We start from the raw sequence: 17,190 nt of genomic DNA on the forward strand, positions 1-17,190 counted from the left end.
CACAAGTATAAGCAGCAAAACGCGCTTTCGCAGGGAGGGGGCATTACACGGGCGAGCGCCGCCCGTGTCAAAGAGGGTTACGGCAGTACTTTTGCGGAGAGGATCACGACCGGTTTGGACGGCACATTCTGGTACGGGCCGACGTCATGAGTAGGAACCTGAGAAATCTTATCCGCCACGTCCATCCCTTTCACAATTTTACCGAAGACCGCGTAACCGAAGTCGCGCTGGCCATGGTCGAGAAAGGCGTTATCCGCCACGTTGAGGAAGAACTGGCTGGTGGCGCTGTCTTTATCCGCCGTACGCGCCATGGAAATCGTGCCGCGCTTGTTCAGCAAGCCGTTGTCCGCTTCGTTTTTGATCGGCGGGTTCGGCTGCTTCTGCTGCATCTGCTCGTTGAAACCGCCGCCCTGAATCATGAAGCCAGGGATCACGCGGTGGAAAGTGGTGTTGTTATAAAAACCACTGTTCACATAGTCGAGGAAGTTTTTCACGGAAACCGGAGCTTTCTGGCTATTCAGTTCCAGCTCAATATTCCCGGCAGAGGTGGTCAGCAGAACGTGAGGGTCCCCTTTGGCTGCCAGCGCAGCAGGGGAAACGGCAGAAAGAGCAAACACAGCTGCGACAGCCGCCAGTGTTGATTTGAGCATGAGAATTCCTTAACAAAGCGCAGTATAAAAAGCGAATGGCTTGATTCTAAAGAGCAGTATGAACGGAGACCAGCCTTTTACCTAATTTTACGAAATTGAAACAGTTGTAACCACGCAAACGATTGGTTACGGCGTCTTTTTATGTGATATAGATCACATAAAAAACTGCAATGAAGTTTAAATTTCTTTGAAAAGGTATGAATGGATCACTTTAATGTCTAAAATCTGCCCGCTCTCAGCGCCCTCCGGGCGCTTTTCTTTTTTGAACAGGCCAGACATGACTAACAGCAATCGCATCAAGCTCACATGGATCAGCTTCTTCTCCTACGCCCTGACCGGCGCGTTGGTGATCGTCACCGGGATGGTGATGGGGAATATCGCAGACTACTTCCAGCTGCCCGTCTCCAGTATGAGTAACACCTTTACCTTCCTCAACGCCGGTATCCTCATCTCTATCTTCCTGAATGCCTGGCTGATGGAAATCGTGCCGCTGAAGACGCAGTTGCGTTTTGGCTTTGTGCTGATGGTCGCCGCCGTGGCGGGTCTGATGCTGAGTCACAGCATCGCGTTGTTCTCCGCCGCCATGTTCGTGCTCGGCCTGGTCAGCGGGATCACCATGTCGATCGGTACGTTCCTGATTACCCATATGTATGAAGGCCGTCAGCGCGGCGCGCGCCTGCTGTTCACCGACTCCTTCTTCAGCATGGCCGGGATGATTTTCCCGATGGTGGCCGCCGTTCTGCTGGCACGCAGCATTGAGTGGTACTGGGTCTATGCCTGTATCGGTCTGGTTTACGTAGCAATCTTTATTCTGACCTTCGGCTGTGAATTCCCGGTTCTGGGCAAAAAAGCGCAAACCAGCGCAGAACCCGTCGCGAAAGAGAAATGGGGCATCGGCGTACTGTTCCTCTCCATCGCCGCCCTGTGCTATATCCTGGGCCAGCTGGGCTTTATCTCCTGGGTACCGGAATACGCGAAAGGCCTGGGCATGAGCCTGAACGACGCGGGTAAACTGGTAAGCGATTTCTGGATGTCTTACATGTTCGGCATGTGGGCGTTTAGCTTCATCCTGCGCTTCTTCGATCTGCAGCGCATCCTGACGGTGCTGGCGGGCCTGGCAACCGTGCTGATGTATCTGTTCATCAACGGTTCCCCGGACAATATGCCGTGGTTCATTATGACCCTGGGCTTTTTCTCCAGCGCGATTTACACCTCGATCATCACGCTGGGCTCCCTGCAGACCAAAGTAGCTTCGCCGAAGCTGGTTAACTTCGTGCTGACCTGCGGTACCATCGGCACCATGCTCACCTTTGTGGTGACGGGGCCGATCGTTGCCCACAGCGGCCCGCTGGCGGCGCTGCACACCGCTAACGGTCTGTATGCCGTGGTGTTCATCATGTGCTTCGTGCTGGGCTTCGTGACTCGCCACCGCCAGCACAACGCGGTAGCGTCTCACTAACCTTCACGCCCCTTTGCGCTACGCAGAGGGGCTGTTTCTGGCAAAGCTGACCTCTTCACCCCCGATATCCATCTGAATCCACGTCTGCGCCAGCTGCGTCGTGGCAATCACCCGCCCCTGACGAATCGACCAGCGCACCGGCACCTGACAGCGCACCGCTTCAAACCCGCTTTCCGCAGGCAAAATCACCAGATTCGCCGGATTGCCCGTGGCAATACCGTAATCGCTCAGGCCAAAGGTACGGGCGCTGTTATGGGTGATCAGATCCAGGCCGCTGTCGATTTGCGGATAGCCCATCATCTGGCAGACGTGTAACCCCATGTGCAGCACCTGGAGCATATTGCCGGTTCCCAGCGGGTACCAGGGGTCAAAAACATCGTCATGACCAAAGCAGACGTTAATGCCTGCTTCCTGGAGTTCCTTCACGCGCGTGATGCCGCGGCGCTTAGGATAGTCGTCAAAACGCCCCTGCAGGTGGATATTGACCAGCGGGTTAGCGACGAAGTTAATCCCCGACATCTTCAACAGGCGGAACAGGCGCGAGGTGTACGCACCGTTGTAGGAGTGCATGGCGGTAGTATGGCTGGCGGTCACGCGCGGACCGATGCCGGCCTCGTAGGCCAGGGTAGCCACCGTTTCGACAAACCGCGACTGTTCGTCGTCAATTTCATCGCAATGGATATCCAGCGGACGGTCATATTTCTTCGCCAGTGTAAAAGCAATATGCAGCGACTGGACGCCATACTCGCGGGTGAATTCGAAGTGCGGGATCGCCCCCACCACGTCGGCACCCAGTTTTAACGCCTCTTCCAGCAGCGCCGCGCCGTTCGGGTAAGAGAGAATACCCTCCTGGGGGAACGCGACGATTTGCAGCGTCACCCATGGGGCCACCTCCTGCTTCACCTCCAGCATGGCCTTCAGGGCGGTGAGCGTCGGGTCGGAGACATCCACATGGGTACGGACAAACTGAATGCCGTTGGCGATTTGCCACTTCAGCGTTTTCCAGGCGCGCGCTTTGACGTCGTCATGGCTGAGTAACGCTTTGCGCTCCGCCCAGCGTTCAATGCCCTCAAAGAGCGTGCCCGACTGGTTCCAGTTCGGCTCGCCTGCCGTCTGGGTGGTATCAAGATGGATATGCGGCTCGATAAACGGTGGGATCGCCAGCCCGCCGCGCGCGTTCAACACTTCATAACTTTCAGCGCGGGTGTCGTCCATTGGGGTGATGTCACCAAATCGCCCGTTCTCAATGGCGAGTTGCCATAGTCCTTCCCGGCCCGGTAAGCGAACATTCTGAACAAGCCAAAGCGGTGTTGTAGACATTTCTTATCCCCTGATCAACGCAACGTTGTTTAAGCATATTTTTGTTCAAAAATACGCCATTGCTTTGTACACAAAATCGACGCCCCCGAAAAGCCTGCGATTTCCATAACTTATAAAAATCCTGACAAATCAGCCGCATACCACCTAAGGAGTAGGCGAAGACGTATTTGATTTACATCAATAAGCGCCCCTGCTGAATCGTTAAGGTAGGCAGTAATAGAAAAGAAATCGAGGCAAAAATGAGCAAAGTCAGACTCGCTATCATCGGTAACGGCATGGTCGGCCATCGCTTTATTGAGGATCTTCTCGATAAAGCCGGTGCCGACCAGTTCGATATTACCGTGTTCTGTGAAGAACCCCGCAAGGCGTACGACCGTGTGCACTTGTCTTCCTACTTCTCCCATCATACCGCCGAAGAGCTCTCTTTAGTGCGTGAAGGTTTCTATGAGAAGCATGGCGTAAAAGTGCTGGTGGGCGAACGCGCCATCACCATCAACCGTCAGGAAAAAGTGATCCACTCCAGCGCCGGGCGTACGGTTTTTTACGACAAGCTGATCATGGCGACAGGCTCGTATCCGTGGATCCCGCCTATTAAAGGTTCTGAAACTCAGGATTGCTTCGTTTACCGTACGATTGAAGACCTCAACGCCATTGAATCCTGCGCACGCCGCAGCAAGCGCGGCGCCGTTGTCGGCGGCGGTCTGCTGGGCTTAGAAGCCGCGGGCGCGCTGAAAAACCTCGGCGTAGAAACCCACGTCATCGAATTTGCCCCGATGCTGATGGCCGAACAGCTCGACCACATGGGTGGCGACCAGCTTCGCCGTAAAATCGAAAGCATGGGCGTGAAAGTTCACACCAGCAAGAACACCAAAGAGATCGTGCAGGAAGGCACCGAAGCACGTAAAACCATGCGCTTTGCTGACGGCAGCGAGCTGGAAGTAGACTTTATCGTCTTCTCCACCGGTATTCGTCCACGCGACAAGCTGGCAACCCAGTGCGGTCTGGCCGTCGCGCAGCGCGGCGGGATCATGATTAACGATACCTGCCAGACCTCCGACCCGGATATCTACGCGATTGGCGAATGCGCCAGCTGGAATAACCGCGTATACGGTCTCGTGGCGCCAGGCTACAAAATGGCGCAGGTCGCCGTGGACCATATTCTCGGCAGCAAAAACGCCTTCACCGGCGCGGATATGAGCGCCAAGCTGAAGCTGCTGGGCGTGGACGTGGGCGGTATCGGCGATGCGCACGGTCGCACGCCTGGCGCTCGCAGCTACGTCTATCTCGACGAAAGCAAAGAAGTCTACAAACGTCTTATCGTCAGTAAGGACAATAAAACCCTGCTCGGCGCAGTACTGGTAGGCGATACCAGCGACTTCGGTAACCTGCTCCAGCTGGTGCTCAACGCCATCGAGCTGCCGGAAAACCCGGACGCGCTGATCCTCCCGGCGCACGCCTCCAGCGGTAAACCGTCCATCGGCGTGGATAAACTGCCGGACAGCGCGCAGATTTGCTCCTGCTTCGACGTCACCAAAGGTATGCTGATCTCTGCCATCAACAAGGGCTGCCATACCGTTGCCGCGCTGAAAGCCGAAACCAAAGCCGGTACCGGCTGTGGCGGATGTATTCCACTGGTGACTCAGGTGCTGAACGCCGAGCTGGCGAAACAGGGCATCGAAGTGAACAACAACCTGTGCGAGCATTTTGCTTACTCTCGCCAGGAGCTGTATCACCTGATCCGTGTGGAAGGCATTAAGTCCTTCGACGAACTGCTGGCGAAACACGGCCAGGGTTACGGCTGTGAAGTGTGTAAACCGACCGTCGGCTCCCTGCTGGCCTCCTGCTGGAATGAATACGTGCTCAAACCCGAGCACACGCCGCTGCAGGATACCAATGACAACTTCCTGGCGAACATTCAGAAAGACGGCACCTACTCCGTCATTCCACGTTCCGCCGGTGGCGAAATCACGCCGGAAGGGCTGGTCGCGGTGGGCCGGATCGCCCGCGAATTTAACCTGTACACCAAAATTACCGGTTCACAACGTATCGGGCTGTTTGGGGCGCAGAAAGACGACCTGCCAGAAATCTGGCGCCAGCTGATTGAAGCAGGCTTCGAAACCGGCCACGCGTATGCCAAAGCGCTGCGTATGGCAAAAACCTGCGTGGGCAGCACCTGGTGCCGCTACGGCGTGGGCGACAGCGTCGGCTTCGGCGTGGAGCTGGAAAACCGCTACAAAGGCATCCGTACCCCGCATAAAATGAAGTTCGGCGTCTCCGGCTGTACCCGTGAATGTGCCGAAGCGCAGGGTAAAGACGTGGGTATTATTGCCACCGAAAAAGGCTGGAACCTGTACGTCTGCGGTAACGGCGGGATGAAACCACGCCATGCAGACCTGCTGGCAGCGGATCTTGACCACGACACGCTGATTAAGTACCTCGACCGCTTCATGATGTTCTACATCCGTACCGCCGATAAGCTGACCCGTACAGCGTCCTGGCTGGATAACCTGGAAGGCGGCATTGATTATCTGAAAGCGGTGATCATCGACGACAAGCTGGGCCTGAACGAGCATCTGGAAGCAGAGATGGCTCGCCTGCGCGAGGCAGTGATCTGCGAGTGGACCGAAACCGTGAATACCCCTGCGGCGCAGACACGCTTCAAACACTTTATCAACAGCACCCAGCGCGACCCGAACGTGCAGGTGGTGCCAGAGCGCGAGCAGCATCGCCCGGCAACACCGTATGAACGCATTCCAGTCACGCTGGTGGAGGAAAACGCATGAGCCAGTGGGTAAACATTTGCGAGATTAACGACATTCTGCCCGCCACCGGCGTGTGTGCGCTGCTGGGTAACGAGCAGGTCGCGATTTTCCGTCCCCGTCACGATGAACAGGTTTTTGCCATCAGCAATATCGACCCGTTCTTCGAGGCCAGCGTGCTCTCCCGTGGCCTGATTGCCGAGCACCAGGGTGAACTGTGGGTCGCCAGCCCGCTGAAAAAGCAGCGTTTCCGTTTAACCGACGGACGCTGCATGGAAGATGAAAGCGTCTCCGTGAAGCACTATGACGTCCGCGTGAAGGACGGCAAGGTGCAGCTCAAAGCGTAACCCCCCGCCTTTTCAATAGGAAAGGCTTATGACCCCTTATGGGTAACGGCAGGAAAAACCGTATATTTTCGGCGATTCCTGCTGTTATCCTGACGTCAATGCTTACCCCCTCCTTGAATGCTGTGAGGTATCGTCGTGGACCACCTGCCGATTTTTTGTCAATTACGCCATCGCGACTGCCTGCTTGTAGGCGGCGGCGATGTGGCTGAGCGCAAGGCGCGCCTGCTGCTGGAAGCGGGGGCCCGACTGACCGTGAATGCTCTCACCTTCACCCCGCAGTTTGACGTCTGGGCCCAGGAAGGGATGCTCACGCGGGTACAAGGAGAGTTTGATGAATCCCTGCTGGATACCTGCTGGCTGACCATTGCCGCAACGGATGACGATGCCGTGAATCAGCGCGTCAGCGATGCCTGCGAAGCGCGGCGTATCTTCTGCAACGTGGTAGATGCGCCGAAAGAAGCCAGCTTTATCATGCCGTCGATTATCGACCGCTCACCGCTGATGATTGCGGTGTCATCCGGTGGACGCTCACCTGTTCTCGCCCGCCTGCTGCGGGAAAAACTGGAAGCCGTGCTGCCGCAGCATCTTGGTCAGATTGCCCACTATGCCGGACAACTTCGTTCCCGCGTGAAGCAAACCTTCGCGACCGTAGGGGAGCGTCGTCGCTTCTGGGAAAAGTTCTTTGTGAACGACAGGCTGGCGCAGTCGCTGGCGAACCAGGACACAAAAGCGGTGGAAGAGACGACCGAACAGTTACTGAACGAACCGCTGGATCACCGTGGTGAAGTGGTGCTGGTCGGCGCGGGTCCTGGCGATGCAGGCTTACTGACGCTGAAAGGCCTGCAACAGATCCAGCAGGCGGATATCGTGGTCTACGACCGCCTGGTCTCCGATGACATCATGAACCTGGTGCGTCGCGACGCCGATCGCGTCTTCGTCGGCAAGCGCGCGGGCTACCACTGCGTACCGCAGGAAGAGATTAACCAGATCCTGCTGCGTGAGGCGCAGAAAGGTAAGCGCGTGGTGCGTCTGAAAGGCGGCGATCCGTTTATCTTTGGTCGCGGCGGCGAAGAGCTGGAAACCCTGTGCAACGCAGGTATTCCGTTCTCCGTGGTGCCAGGGATTACGGCGGCGTCCGGCTGCTCAGCCTACTCCGGCATCCCGCTGACCCACCGCGATTACGCGCAGAGCGTGCGTCTGGTGACGGGCCACCTCAAAACCGGCAGCGAACTGGACTGGCATAACCTGGCCGCTGAAAAGCAGACGCTGGTCTTCTACATGGGGCTGAATCAGGCCGCCACCATTCAGGCGAAACTGCTGGAGCACGGCATGGAGGCAGATATGCCCGTTGCGCTGGTTGAAAACGGTACCGCCATTACGCAGCGTGTTGTCGATGGTGTGCTGACTCAACTCGGCGAGCTGGCGCAGCAGGTTGAAAGTCCGGCGTTGATTGTGGTGGGTCGCGTGGTTGAATTACGCGATAAGCTGAACTGGTTCTCGAATCACTGACACATATTTTTCCTTCTTCGAGTAGTCCTTAAGCGGACTACTCCCCTCTAACGGCTACCGCTAACATACCGCCCGCATAGTGGAACTTTTCCATTTATTCCCTCGTATTACATCCAATTTTTTAGACAAGGAATGCGTATGTTCAAGCTGGCAAAAGCCGCCGTTCTGGTTGGCCTGTTATCGACCCTGACGGCCTGTACCGGTCACGTTCAAAACACCAAAAATAACTGCAGCTACGATTATCTGCTGCACCCGGCGATCTCCATTTCGAAGATCATCGGTGGTTGCGGACAGGCGGCACAGCAGTAAGCCGTTTTCAGGCGTAAAAAAACCGGGGTTTCCCGGTTTTTGCATTTACGCGGTGCGGTTTTTTGTCGGGTGGCGGCTCCGCCTTACCCGACCTACAGGGTCCCGTAGGCCGGGTAAGCGTCAGCGCCACCCGGCAAAGCAGGCTCAAGGTTTACTAACAAACCCAATCGCTTCATACACCGCTTTGAGGGTTTCTGACGCGCGCGCGCTGGCTTTTTCCGCGCCGTCTTTCATCACCTTCTGCAGGAAAGCTTCGTCGTTACGGTAGCGGTGATAACGCTCCTGCAACTCGGTCAGCATGCCGGAAACGGCGTCTGCCACTTCACCTTTCAGGTGACCATACATCTTGCCTTCGAAGTGCTGTTCCAGCTCTGGAATGCTCTGGCCGGTCACACCGGAGAGAATATCCAGCAGGTTGGAAACGCCCGCTTTATTCTGCACGTCGTAGCGCACCACTGGCGGCTCGTCGGAGTCGGTCACCGCACGCTTAAGCTTTTTAACCACGGATTTCGGATCTTCCAGCAGGCCGATAACGTTGTTGCGGTTATCGTCTGACTTGGACATCTTCTTGGTCGGTTCCAGCAGCGACATGACGCGTGCGCCCGATTTCGGAATAAACGGCTCTGGTACTTTAAACACCTCGCCATAAAGCGCGTTGAAGCGCTGGGCGATATCGCGGCTCAGCTCCAGGTGCTGTTTCTGGTCTTCACCGACAGGAACCTGGTTGGTCTGGTACAGCAGAATGTCAGCCGCCATCAGCACCGGATAGTCAAACAGACCGGCGTTGATGTTTTCAGAATAGCGTGCGGATTTATCCTTGAACTGGGTCATGCGGCTCAGTTCACCGAAGTAGGTGTAGCAGTTCAGCGCCCAGCCCAGCTGTGCGTGCTCTGGTACATGTGACTGAACGAAAATGGTGCTCTTCTCAGGATCAATGCCGCAGGCCAGATAGAGGGCCAGGGTGTCCAGGGTGGCTTTGCGCAGCTTCTCAGGATCCTGACGCGCAGTGATAGCATGAAGATCCACGATGCAGTAAATGCAATGGTAGTCATCCTGCATGCTGACCCACTGACGCAACGCACCCATGTAGTTACCAATGGTCAATTCACCTGACGGCTGTGCGCCACTAAATACGATGGGCTTAGTCATTATTCAATTCCTGATGTTCACTGTGCGAAAGCCCGAGTGCGGGCAACAAATCTTTGAAGTGGTCGAACACAACATCCGGCTCACTCAGCGTTATGGCCTCACCGTAGTTGTAGCCATAGGTCAATCCGACGGAAGGACATCCTGCCGCGCGGGCAGCCAGAATATCATTGCGGGAATCCCCGACAAAGAGCAGCTCCGCAGGTGTTAAGGATAATTTTCCTGCCACCAGCAACAGCGGTTCCGGATGCGGCTTTTTGTTTTGCACATCATCGCCGCCCACAATCACGGAGAAATATTTCGCGATATCCAGCGCGTCGAGAAGAGGGGCAACAAACGGCGTGGGTTTATTGGTCACTAGCCCAAGCGGGATGCCTTGGGCATGCAGCACGCTCAGGGTTTCCTGGACGTCCGGGAAGAGAAAACTCCCCTCTTCAACGGTCTCTTCATAGAAACGATTGAACAGTTTGCGCAGGATACGCAGCTGCTCATCCTGAGGGATATCTGCGTGATCGACGCTCGGTTTGCCCTGCGCGGAACGCTGCGACGCGCGCTCCTGACGAGCCCACGTTAACGCGCGCTCCATCAGCACATCGGCACCGTTGCCAATCCACGTCACAACACGTTCTTCGCCCGCAACGGGCAGTTCAAGGGCATACAGCGCCTGATCCACGGCGCTCGTTAAGCCCGGCGCGCTGTCAACCAGCGTGCCGTCGAGGTCGAACGCTACACCCCGAATTGCCTGCAATTTATCCATGACTTACCTTCGCCAGCTCGCGGCGCATTTCATCAATGACTTTTTTGTAATCCGGTTGGTCGAAAATGGCCGACCCGGCAACGAACATATCCGCGCCCGCTGCCGCAATTTCACCAATGTTATTCACTTTCACACCGCCGTCCACTTCCAGGCGAATATCGTATCCTGACTCATCAATACGACGGCGCACTTCGCGCAGCTTGTCCAGCGTATGAGGGATGAACGACTGACCGCCAAAGCCCGGGTTAACAGACATCAGCAAAATGACGTCCAGTTTATCCATGACATGATCGAGATAGCTCAACGGCGTGGCCGGGTTAAACACCAGACCCGCCTTACAGCCATTCTCTTTGATCAGCTGCAGGGTGCGGTCCACATGTTCTGAGGCTTCCGGATGGAAAGTGATGATGCTGGCCCCCGCCGCGGCGAAGTCTGGCACGATTCGGTCGACCGGCTTGACCATCAGGTGAACGTCGATCGGCGCGGTGATGCCGTAGTTACGCAGCGCCTTGAGCACCATTGGGCCAATCGTCAGGTTGGGGACATAGTGGTTATCCATAACGTCGAAATGGACGACATCTGCGCCAGCCGCGAGAGCTTTAGCCGTGTCTTCACCCAGGCGGGCAAAATCGGCCGACAGAATTGAGGGAGCAATCAAAAACTGTTTCATCCGCATCTCCTTGAAATGTGTTTACCGGCGGGCAAAACGGCTCAGGGGCGATAAAGAGCCAGGAGTTCGTCCACCTTTTTACGTGTGCCGCCGTTGCTGCTAATGCTACGCCGCACTTTAACCTGAAAATGCTTCGCGGCTTTATACCATTCGCGCGTATCAGGCGTATCGTGATTCGAAATTAACACCGGAATTCTTTTGCTGACCAGCTTTTCCGCCATCTCCGCCAGACGCGCCTGTTCGGCCGGGCTGAAGCTGTTGGTATGGTAGGCGGTGAAATTCGCCGTCGCCGACAGCGGGGCGTACGGAGGGTCACAGTAAACCACCGAATTTACGCCCGCCAGTTCCATACACTCCTCATAGGAGAGACAGTGGAACTCTGCATTCTGCGCTTTTGCAGCAAAGTGATATAACTCGTCCTGCGGGAAGTACGGGCGCTTATAACGACCAAACGGCACGTTGAATTCACCACGCAGATTATACCGGCACAGGCCGTTGTAACCATGACGGTTGAGATAGAGGAACAACAGAGCGCGGCGGAACGGATCCTGGCTCTGATTAAACTCCGTGCGGAACCGATAGTAGACGTCAGGGTTGTTGTTCTCAGGCGTAAACAGCTTACGCGCCTCTTCCACATACTCATCGGTACGCAGTTTGACGATGTTATAGAGGCTGATAAGGTCGCTGTTGATATCCGCGAGGATATAACGAGAAAAATCGGTGTTCAGGAACACCGATCCTGCACCCACGAAGGGCTCGATAAGACACTCGCCTTTTGGCAGGTGCTTTTTAATATCATCGAGCAGGGGGTATTTCCCCCCTGCCCATTTCAGAAAAGCGCGATTTTTTTTCATGCTGACTAACTGATTACACCTTCTCCGGCTGTGGAGAAAGCTCCGACAGCATCCTGCGCTTTAAACATTACTTCAGATCGGCCTGAACCTGATGAATCGGCTTCGCCCATGGGTTTTTAGCCTGAACATCTGCAGGCAGCGACGCCACGGCACGTTTCGCTTCATCTTTGGATGCATAAACCCCGCTAACCAACACATACCACGGTTGACCGTTTCGGGTCGTCTGATAAACCACGTAGTTTTTCAGATTTGATTTCTTCGCCCAACCGTTGAGGTTGTCATAGTTAGACGAACTGCTCAACTGCAGCGTGTAGTTGCTGGATGGCGCAGATTTCAGCGAGCTGACGTTGCCTGCGGTTTTGCCTGCTGTCGTGCTGGAAGCCGTCGCGGCAGGCGCAGTGGTGGCCGCCGGTGCCGTTGTGGTCGCCGTCGCTTTCGGTGCAGTCTGCGTGACTGGCGCTTTGGCCGGCTCGTTCACGGCAGCTGTAGCCGTGTGTTTCGGCTGTGTCGGTGCGGCTTTCACTTCAGGCGCTTTGACTACGGCCTGAGGTTTGGTTTCACGCTTAGGCTCAATCACCGCCTGCTTACGTTCAGGACGTGTCGCCGTTTGCGTCTGACGCGGCTTGGTTTCCGTCGCCGCAGTTTGCGGCTGAGCGTTACCACCGCGAATCGGCGCAACGGTTGCAGGTTCAGTTGGCAGCGTAGAGTTCACCACAACGTTATCAACCTGCTGCTGGTTCTGTGGCTGCGTCAGTGCATTGTTCAGGTCTCCCTGAACTTCTACACGCTGCTGGCCTTCAGGCGTAACGGGAGCCTGGCCCTGAGCTGGGGTTGATGACACAGGCGGCAGGGAAACATCCTGCGGCGTCGTGGTGTTGCTGGCAGTCTGCTCAGCGGAAGTGGTGCCCGGCGCTGGCTGCGCACCGTTCGCCTGATCCGTCGCATCGTTACCGGAAAGATTAATGCTCTTCTCAGTAGAAGCCGTCTGCTCGGTTGAGTTCGTTGACGGTGCTTTCAGCGCGGAGCCAATGCCAACAATCAGCAGCACAAGCACCAAAACGCCAAGGCCCATCATAATATACTGGCGGGAAGCCGGTTTCTGCGCAGCGGCTTTTTTACGTTTACGCGGGCGACGCTCTACAGGCTGTTCGTCCATTGAATCTTCTTCGGACTCATAATCCTCTTCTTCTCGCTCATCACGCGCGTTGCGGCTACGCGAAGGGCGACGATCGTCTGCATCCAGTTCAACATCGTCAAAGTTGATCTGCGGCTCGTTATCACGTTCTGAAGATTGACGAGAACGACCAGTACGACGATCGCTGGGATCGGGTTTCAGCTCGTCTTCTGGTTTGAATTCATCCATTTAACACCCCACTCAAAGGCTTATGCCTACGTCTTTGCATTTCGCCTGAAGCTAAACGACCACCGGTAAAAGTGGCCTGACCTTTCTAGTTGTTACGCCTGCTGACAATCAGCGATAGCGCCAAGAACGACATCGTGCGACACTCCGCCGCGCACTTCACTCTTCCCTATTGCAAGCGGGAGTACAAGACGCATCTCACCTGCCAATACTTTTTTATCGCGCATCATGTGGGGTAAATACGCTTGCGCCGACATCTCCTGCGGCCCGGTTACCGGCAAACCTGCACGTTCAAGCAGCGCAATGATACGTGCCGTCTCTTCCGGTTTAAACTGACCCAGACGTTCAGAGGTGCGGGCTGCCATGACCATTCCGGCTGCGACGGCTTCACCGTGCAACCAGTTGCCGTAACCCATTTCGGCTTCAATGGCGTGACCAAACGTATGCCCAAGATTCAGTAAAGCACGTAAGCCGGTTTCACGCTCGTCTGCGGCGACAACTTCTGCTTTCAGTTCACAACAACGACGAATGCAGTATGCCAGTTTTGCTTCATCCAGGCGCAACAACGCATCCATATTCTCTTCCAGCCAGTTAAAGAACTCGCCATCCAGAATAATGCCGTATTTGATCACTTCAGCCAGACCCGAAGCCAGCTCGCGCGTCGGCAGGGTTTTCAGACAGTCGAGATCCACTACGACCGATGCGGGTTGGTAGAACGCGCCAATCATGTTTTTGCCGAGCGGATGGTTGACTGCGGTTTTGCCGCCGACAGAGGAGTCGACCTGTGACAGCAACGTGGTCGGGATTTGAATAAAACGAACGCCACGTTGATAACTTGCGGCCGCAAAGCCGGTCAGATCGCCCACAACACCGCCGCCCAGGGCAAGCAGTGTTGTATCGCGACCATGCGGTTTTTGCAGCAATGCGGTAAAGACGGTATCCAGTACCGTCAGGCTTTTATACTGCTCGCCATCGGGCAGAATCACACTGTCGACTTTAACGCCTGCCCGCTCAAGCAGGTGGCGTACGCGGTCGAGATAAAGCGGAGCCAGCGTCTCATTGGTGACCAGCATCGCCTGATCACCCGCTTTTAGTGGTAAAAAGGAAGCTGGGTCGTTAAACAAACCAGCCGCGATGGTGATAGGGTAACTACGTTCCCCGAGAGTAACTGTAATCCTCTCCATGACGCGACATCCACCTTTAATGCTTTACCCGCAGGCGAGTGTATATAAAGCCAGAATCAGTTGCTTTCCAGCATATGAATAATCTGGTTTGCAACCACTTTAGCGCTCTGATCGTCAGTGCGAATGGTCACATCGGCAATCTCTTCGTACAGCGGATTGCGTTCATCGGCCAACGCTTCCAGAACTTCGCGAGGTGGCGTTTCAACCTGCAGCAACGGGCGCTTTTTATCGCGCTGCGTACGTGCCAGCTGTTTCTCAATGGTCGTCTCAAGATAGACCACTACGCCACGGGCGGAGAGACGGTTGCGGGTTTCGCGAGATTTCACAGAGCCGCCGCCTGTTGCCAGTACGATGCCCTGTTTTTCCGTGAGTTCGTTGATCACTTTTTCTTCTCGGTCACGGAAACCTTCTTCGCCTTCTACATCGAAAACCCAGCCCACATCAGCTCCGGTTCGTTTCTCAATCTCTTGATCAGAATCGTAAAATTCCATATTGAGTTGTTGAGCTAACTGACGCCCAATAGTGCTTTTGCCGGCACCCATAGGCCCAACCAGAAAGATATTGCGTTTCTCTGCCATTTTATCGGTACTACTAAGACTATTCGTTAATGGTAATCCCCGCTTCGCAGACACCCGGCGTAGCAGGACATGAACTGAAACCTCATATGCAATAGAGCGAGAGTCAGACTAAAAATTATCTCAATACTCCGGCTTGTTTGGCAACTGATTAAATCACCACGCCGGTCGCATAAGGTAATAAGACGTAAGTCCAACTCAAATCGGTACTCCTTGTATGCTAATTCATGCCCCACGTCAAACATCTGCAACAAACTGAATGCAAAATCATTGCGGGGATCGTTACCCGTCAGTGAATAGCCACCAGACGTGGTGTAATAAACACCACTAACTCACGCCGTTCATTGTCTTTTCCATCATGGCGAAAAAGTTGTCCCAGCCAGGGGATGCGGCTAAGCCCGGGTACGCCGTCACTGCCGGTTTTATTCTTTTGCGAGAAAATCCCGCCCAGCGCCAGCGTTTCTCCACTTTTGACCTCCACCTGGGTTTCTATCTCCTGCTTGTCGATGGCCAGCGTTTCACCGTCAGCCTGCTGCAACACCTGTCCCGGCATGTTTTCACTGATGTGTAATTTCAGTCGCACGCGTCCACCGGGCAATACCACCGGCGTGACCTCCATTCCGAGTACTGCCTCTTTAAACTCCACCGAGGTCGCGCCGCTTTCGCCGCTTGAGACCTGATACGGGATCTCACTGCCCTGCTTGATGCTTGCCGGTTGCATATGCGAGGCCAGCAGCCGGGGGCTGGCGATGATATCGACCTGCTGTTTTTGTTCCAGCGCAGATAACTCCAGATCCAGCAGCCTGCCGTTAATCCGCCCGATGTTAAACCCCACATGGCTGGTTGCGCTGGCCACGGACAGATCGCTGCCAAGGGTCGTAATCTGTCCAACCCTGCCCGCCTCGGTAGCGTCAGCGAGATTCCATTTCACGCCCAGCTCACGGAGGCTTTTTTCATTAATGGTGACAATGTGCGCCGCCAGCTCAACCTGCTCGACGGGAATATCCATCTGCAACGCCCACTGTTGCAGCGCTTCCAGCGCGGCCGCGTTATCTCTGACCAGCAGGCGGTTGGTACGTTTGTCGACCGATACACTCCCCTTTGGACTCAGAAGCTTTTCCGCGGCTTTTTGCAGTTCCCCGGCATCCGCATATGAAAAAGGGAGGCTTTGCGAGACCAGCGGTGCATCAAGCTGTCGACGCGCCCGCTCCTGCTCTAAACGTTCCCGCCGATCGCGCAGCCATGCCGGGGTATGAACATAAAAAATGCTGCGCTCCTCGTGCAAAACGAGCCCGGCGCTGGCAACGACCGTCTGCAATGCTTGCCACCAGGGGACGCCCGTCAGATTAAGCGAGAGCGTGCCGCTGACATCGGGCGATATCACCAGATTACGGTTCTCCTGCGTAACCAGTGCCTGGAGCACCTGGGCCACAGGAACATCATCCACCACCAGCGTGACCGGCTTTGGCGCGGCGGCCCACAGCGGGTGGCTGAACGCCAGCAGCAACAGCACTATCCTTAACGTCATTTGTATCCTTTCCTTCTCGTTGCCACGTCCATTGCCCGGGTTCACATGTCTCCCCCACGGCAATGACCAGTTCCGTTTCATTGATGGCGGTTATCTGCCAGCCCGCCGGAAAACGATCGTGCATTTTCATACGATGCCAGCGCTGTTGCCCGTCCTGTAAAATAGCCAGTCGCTGCTGTCCTGCTACCATTCCGCGGTAGTGCCACTGCGCCAGCTCGCCCGTAGCGCAAGGGTCATCCGGCGGACGAAACGGATCGCGGATGCCGGTCAATAACAGCACGGAACAAACCAGCAGGCACTTCGCGCTATTTCGCATGTTCCAGCTCCAGCCGCAGGCGTAACACCGTACTTTGGGGCGAAATCGTAAAAGCAGCGACCTGCACATCCCGCTGTGCCAGCCGGGAAAAGAGTGCGGGGATCGCCTGCCACGCCGATTCCAGCGCCAGTTCGCCGCCGTTCTGCAACGGCTTCCAGTGCAGGAGCGTTGTTCCTTCACCCTGAAAATCGAGCGGCGAAAATGGCATCATCTCCCGTGCCGTCTGGGTTTCTGGACGAAGCGCTGTCTTACTGGCGGAAGGCCACAGCGACGCGTTAGTCCGCACCTCCTGGACCAGCTGCTGCTGTCGCTCTGTACACTCCCTCTCAACTGGCCGAAGCACCGTGCTCCATGCTGCCAGTCCCACAAGGAAAATCCCCAGACACATGCAGATCAGCCGACACCAGGGGCGGCTATCACACCAGCGTTCTAACAGAGTCTCCACGC

17 protein-coding genes are annotated in these 17,190 nt (G+C 55.7%); 5 read left to right on the plus strand and 12 right to left on the minus strand.

Translation table 11 applies throughout. From position 1 onward, the window contains the following. Nucleotides 1-77: 77 nt before the first annotated feature. Nucleotides 78-650, minus strand: coding sequence for a peptidylprolyl isomerase A (ppiA, locus tag G0034_RS21230; protein WP_014885514.1), 573 nt, complete (start codon nt 648-650; stop codon nt 78-80). 277 nt (nt 651-927) lie between these two features. On the opposite strand from ppiA, the gene tsgA reads away from it, so the two are divergent. Continuing rightward, nucleotides 928-2,109 (plus strand): MFS transporter TsgA, encoded by a 1,182-nt coding sequence (tsgA, locus tag G0034_RS21235; RefSeq protein WP_023331476.1) that lies wholly within the window; start codon nt 928-930, stop codon nt 2,107-2,109. A gap of 18 nt (nt 2,110-2,127) precedes the next feature. On the opposite strand, the gene G0034_RS21240 is transcribed toward tsgA, so the two are convergent. Then, on the minus strand, nt 2,128-3,429 hold the full coding sequence (locus G0034_RS21240) for a cytosine deaminase (protein WP_045134906.1): 1,302 nt from the start codon (nt 3,427-3,429) through the stop codon (nt 2,128-2,130). A 239-nt stretch (nt 3,430-3,668) separates the two neighbouring features. Here G0034_RS21240 and nirB point away from each other — a divergent pair, with 239 nt between their 5' ends. From nirB to G0034_RS21260, 4 genes are all read left to right on the plus strand, one after another. Continuing rightward, a complete protein-coding gene (nirB, locus tag G0034_RS21245; RefSeq protein WP_069602426.1) occupies nt 3,669-6,212 on the plus strand; it encodes a nitrite reductase large subunit NirB in 2,544 nt (847 codons plus the stop codon). Beyond that, on the plus strand, nt 6,209-6,535 hold the full coding sequence (gene nirD, locus G0034_RS21250; protein WP_014885518.1) for a nitrite reductase small subunit NirD: 327 nt from the start codon (nt 6,209-6,211) through the stop codon (nt 6,533-6,535). Before nirB ends, nirD begins: the two co-directional genes overlap by 4 nt. A gap of 135 nt (nt 6,536-6,670) precedes the next feature. Next, complete coding sequence (cysG, locus tag G0034_RS21255; protein WP_014885519.1) at nt 6,671-8,044, plus strand: siroheme synthase CysG; 1,374 nt, start codon at nt 6,671-6,673, stop codon at nt 8,042-8,044. A 138-nt stretch (nt 8,045-8,182) separates the two neighbouring features. Continuing rightward, entirely contained in the window at nt 8,183-8,353 is a 171-nt protein-coding gene (locus G0034_RS21260) for a YhfL family protein (protein WP_014885520.1), read from the plus strand. A gap of 144 nt (nt 8,354-8,497) precedes the next feature. On the opposite strand, the gene trpS is transcribed toward G0034_RS21260, so the two are convergent. The 10 genes from trpS to G0034_RS21310 form a co-directional block, all read right to left on the minus strand. Then, nucleotides 8,498-9,502 (minus strand): tryptophan--tRNA ligase, encoded by a 1,005-nt coding sequence (gene trpS, locus G0034_RS21265; protein WP_045134907.1) that lies wholly within the window; start codon nt 9,500-9,502, stop codon nt 8,498-8,500. Next, nucleotides 9,495-10,256, minus strand: a complete 762-nt coding sequence (gene gph, locus G0034_RS21270) for a phosphoglycolate phosphatase (RefSeq protein ID WP_014885522.1) — start codon at nt 10,254-10,256, stop codon at nt 9,495-9,497. Before gph ends, trpS begins: the two co-directional genes overlap by 8 nt. Further along, nucleotides 10,249-10,926 carry a ribulose-phosphate 3-epimerase gene (gene rpe / locus G0034_RS21275; protein ID WP_014885523.1) on the minus strand — a complete coding sequence of 226 codons (678 nt, stop codon included), beginning with the start codon at nt 10,924-10,926 and terminating at the stop codon, nt 10,249-10,251. Before rpe ends, gph begins: the two co-directional genes overlap by 8 nt. A gap of 41 nt (nt 10,927-10,967) precedes the next feature. Further along, complete coding sequence (gene dam, locus G0034_RS21280; RefSeq protein ID WP_014885524.1) at nt 10,968-11,780, minus strand: adenine-specific DNA-methyltransferase; 813 nt, start codon at nt 11,778-11,780, stop codon at nt 10,968-10,970. A gap of 67 nt (nt 11,781-11,847) precedes the next feature. Continuing rightward, complete coding sequence (gene damX / locus G0034_RS21285; protein ID WP_014885525.1) at nt 11,848-13,143, minus strand: cell division protein DamX; 1,296 nt, start codon at nt 13,141-13,143, stop codon at nt 11,848-11,850. 92 nt (nt 13,144-13,235) lie between these two features. Further along, nucleotides 13,236-14,324, minus strand: coding sequence for a 3-dehydroquinate synthase (gene aroB, locus G0034_RS21290; RefSeq protein WP_045268728.1), 1,089 nt, complete (start codon nt 14,322-14,324; stop codon nt 13,236-13,238). 56 nt (nt 14,325-14,380) lie between these two features. Next, nucleotides 14,381-14,902, minus strand: coding sequence for a shikimate kinase AroK (gene aroK / locus G0034_RS21295; protein WP_003861630.1), 522 nt, complete (start codon nt 14,900-14,902; stop codon nt 14,381-14,383). 286 nt (nt 14,903-15,188) lie between these two features. Beyond that, the gene (gene hofQ / locus G0034_RS21300; protein ID WP_023331482.1) at nt 15,189-16,427 is read right to left on the minus strand and encodes a DNA uptake porin HofQ; all 1,239 of its coding nucleotides are present in this window, start codon (nt 16,425-16,427) and stop codon (nt 15,189-15,191) included. Continuing rightward, the gene (locus G0034_RS21305; RefSeq protein WP_032629558.1) at nt 16,339-16,743 is read right to left on the minus strand and encodes a HofP DNA utilization family protein; all 405 of its coding nucleotides are present in this window, start codon (nt 16,741-16,743) and stop codon (nt 16,339-16,341) included. The genes hofQ and G0034_RS21305 overlap by 89 nt, the downstream gene beginning before the upstream one ends. After that, nucleotides 16,733-17,188 (minus strand): HofO family protein, encoded by a 456-nt coding sequence (locus G0034_RS21310; RefSeq protein WP_023331483.1) that lies wholly within the window; start codon nt 17,186-17,188, stop codon nt 16,733-16,735. Before G0034_RS21310 ends, G0034_RS21305 begins: the two co-directional genes overlap by 11 nt. Nucleotides 17,189-17,190: the final 2 nt, after the last annotated feature.

Source organism: Enterobacter sp. T2, from assembly GCF_010692925.1.
In the GTDB taxonomy this organism is placed as follows: Bacteria; Pseudomonadota; Gammaproteobacteria; order Enterobacterales; family Enterobacteriaceae; genus Enterobacter; species Enterobacter kobei.

Bases quoted from the DNA above. Each gene is read 5' to 3' on its own strand.
- ppiA (WP_014885514.1), bottom strand. From the start codon at position 650: ATGCTCAAATCAACACTGGCGGCTGTCGCAGCTGTGTTTGCTCTTTCT.
- tsgA (WP_023331476.1), top strand. From the start codon at position 928: ATGACTAACAGCAATCGCATCAAGCTCACATGGATCAGCTTCTTCTCC.
- G0034_RS21240 (WP_045134906.1), bottom strand. From the start codon at position 3,429: ATGTCTACAACACCGCTTTGGCTTGTTCAGAATGTTCGCTTACCGGGC.
- nirB (WP_069602426.1), top strand. From the start codon at position 3,669: ATGAGCAAAGTCAGACTCGCTATCATCGGTAACGGCATGGTCGGCCAT.
- nirD (WP_014885518.1), top strand. From the start codon at position 6,209: ATGAGCCAGTGGGTAAACATTTGCGAGATTAACGACATTCTGCCCGCC.
- G0034_RS21260 (WP_014885520.1), top strand. From the start codon at position 8,183: ATGTTCAAGCTGGCAAAAGCCGCCGTTCTGGTTGGCCTGTTATCGACC.
- trpS (WP_045134907.1), bottom strand. From the start codon at position 9,502: ATGACTAAGCCCATCGTATTTAGTGGCGCACAGCCGTCAGGTGAATTG.
- gph (WP_014885522.1), bottom strand. From the start codon at position 10,256: ATGGATAAATTGCAGGCAATTCGGGGTGTAGCGTTCGACCTCGACGGC.
- rpe (WP_014885523.1), bottom strand. From the start codon at position 10,926: ATGAAACAGTTTTTGATTGCTCCCTCAATTCTGTCGGCCGATTTTGCC.
- dam (WP_014885524.1), bottom strand. From the start codon at position 11,780: ATGAAAAAAAATCGCGCTTTTCTGAAATGGGCAGGGGGGAAATACCCC.
- damX (WP_014885525.1), bottom strand. From the start codon at position 13,143: ATGGATGAATTCAAACCAGAAGACGAGCTGAAACCCGATCCCAGCGAT.
- aroB (WP_045268728.1), bottom strand. From the start codon at position 14,324: ATGGAGAGGATTACAGTTACTCTCGGGGAACGTAGTTACCCTATCACC.
- aroK (WP_003861630.1), bottom strand. From the start codon at position 14,902: ATGGCAGAGAAACGCAATATCTTTCTGGTTGGGCCTATGGGTGCCGGC.
- hofQ (WP_023331482.1), bottom strand. From the start codon at position 16,427: ATGACGTTAAGGATAGTGCTGTTGCTGCTGGCGTTCAGCCACCCGCTG.
- G0034_RS21305 (WP_032629558.1), bottom strand. From the start codon at position 16,743: ATGCGAAATAGCGCGAAGTGCCTGCTGGTTTGTTCCGTGCTGTTATTG.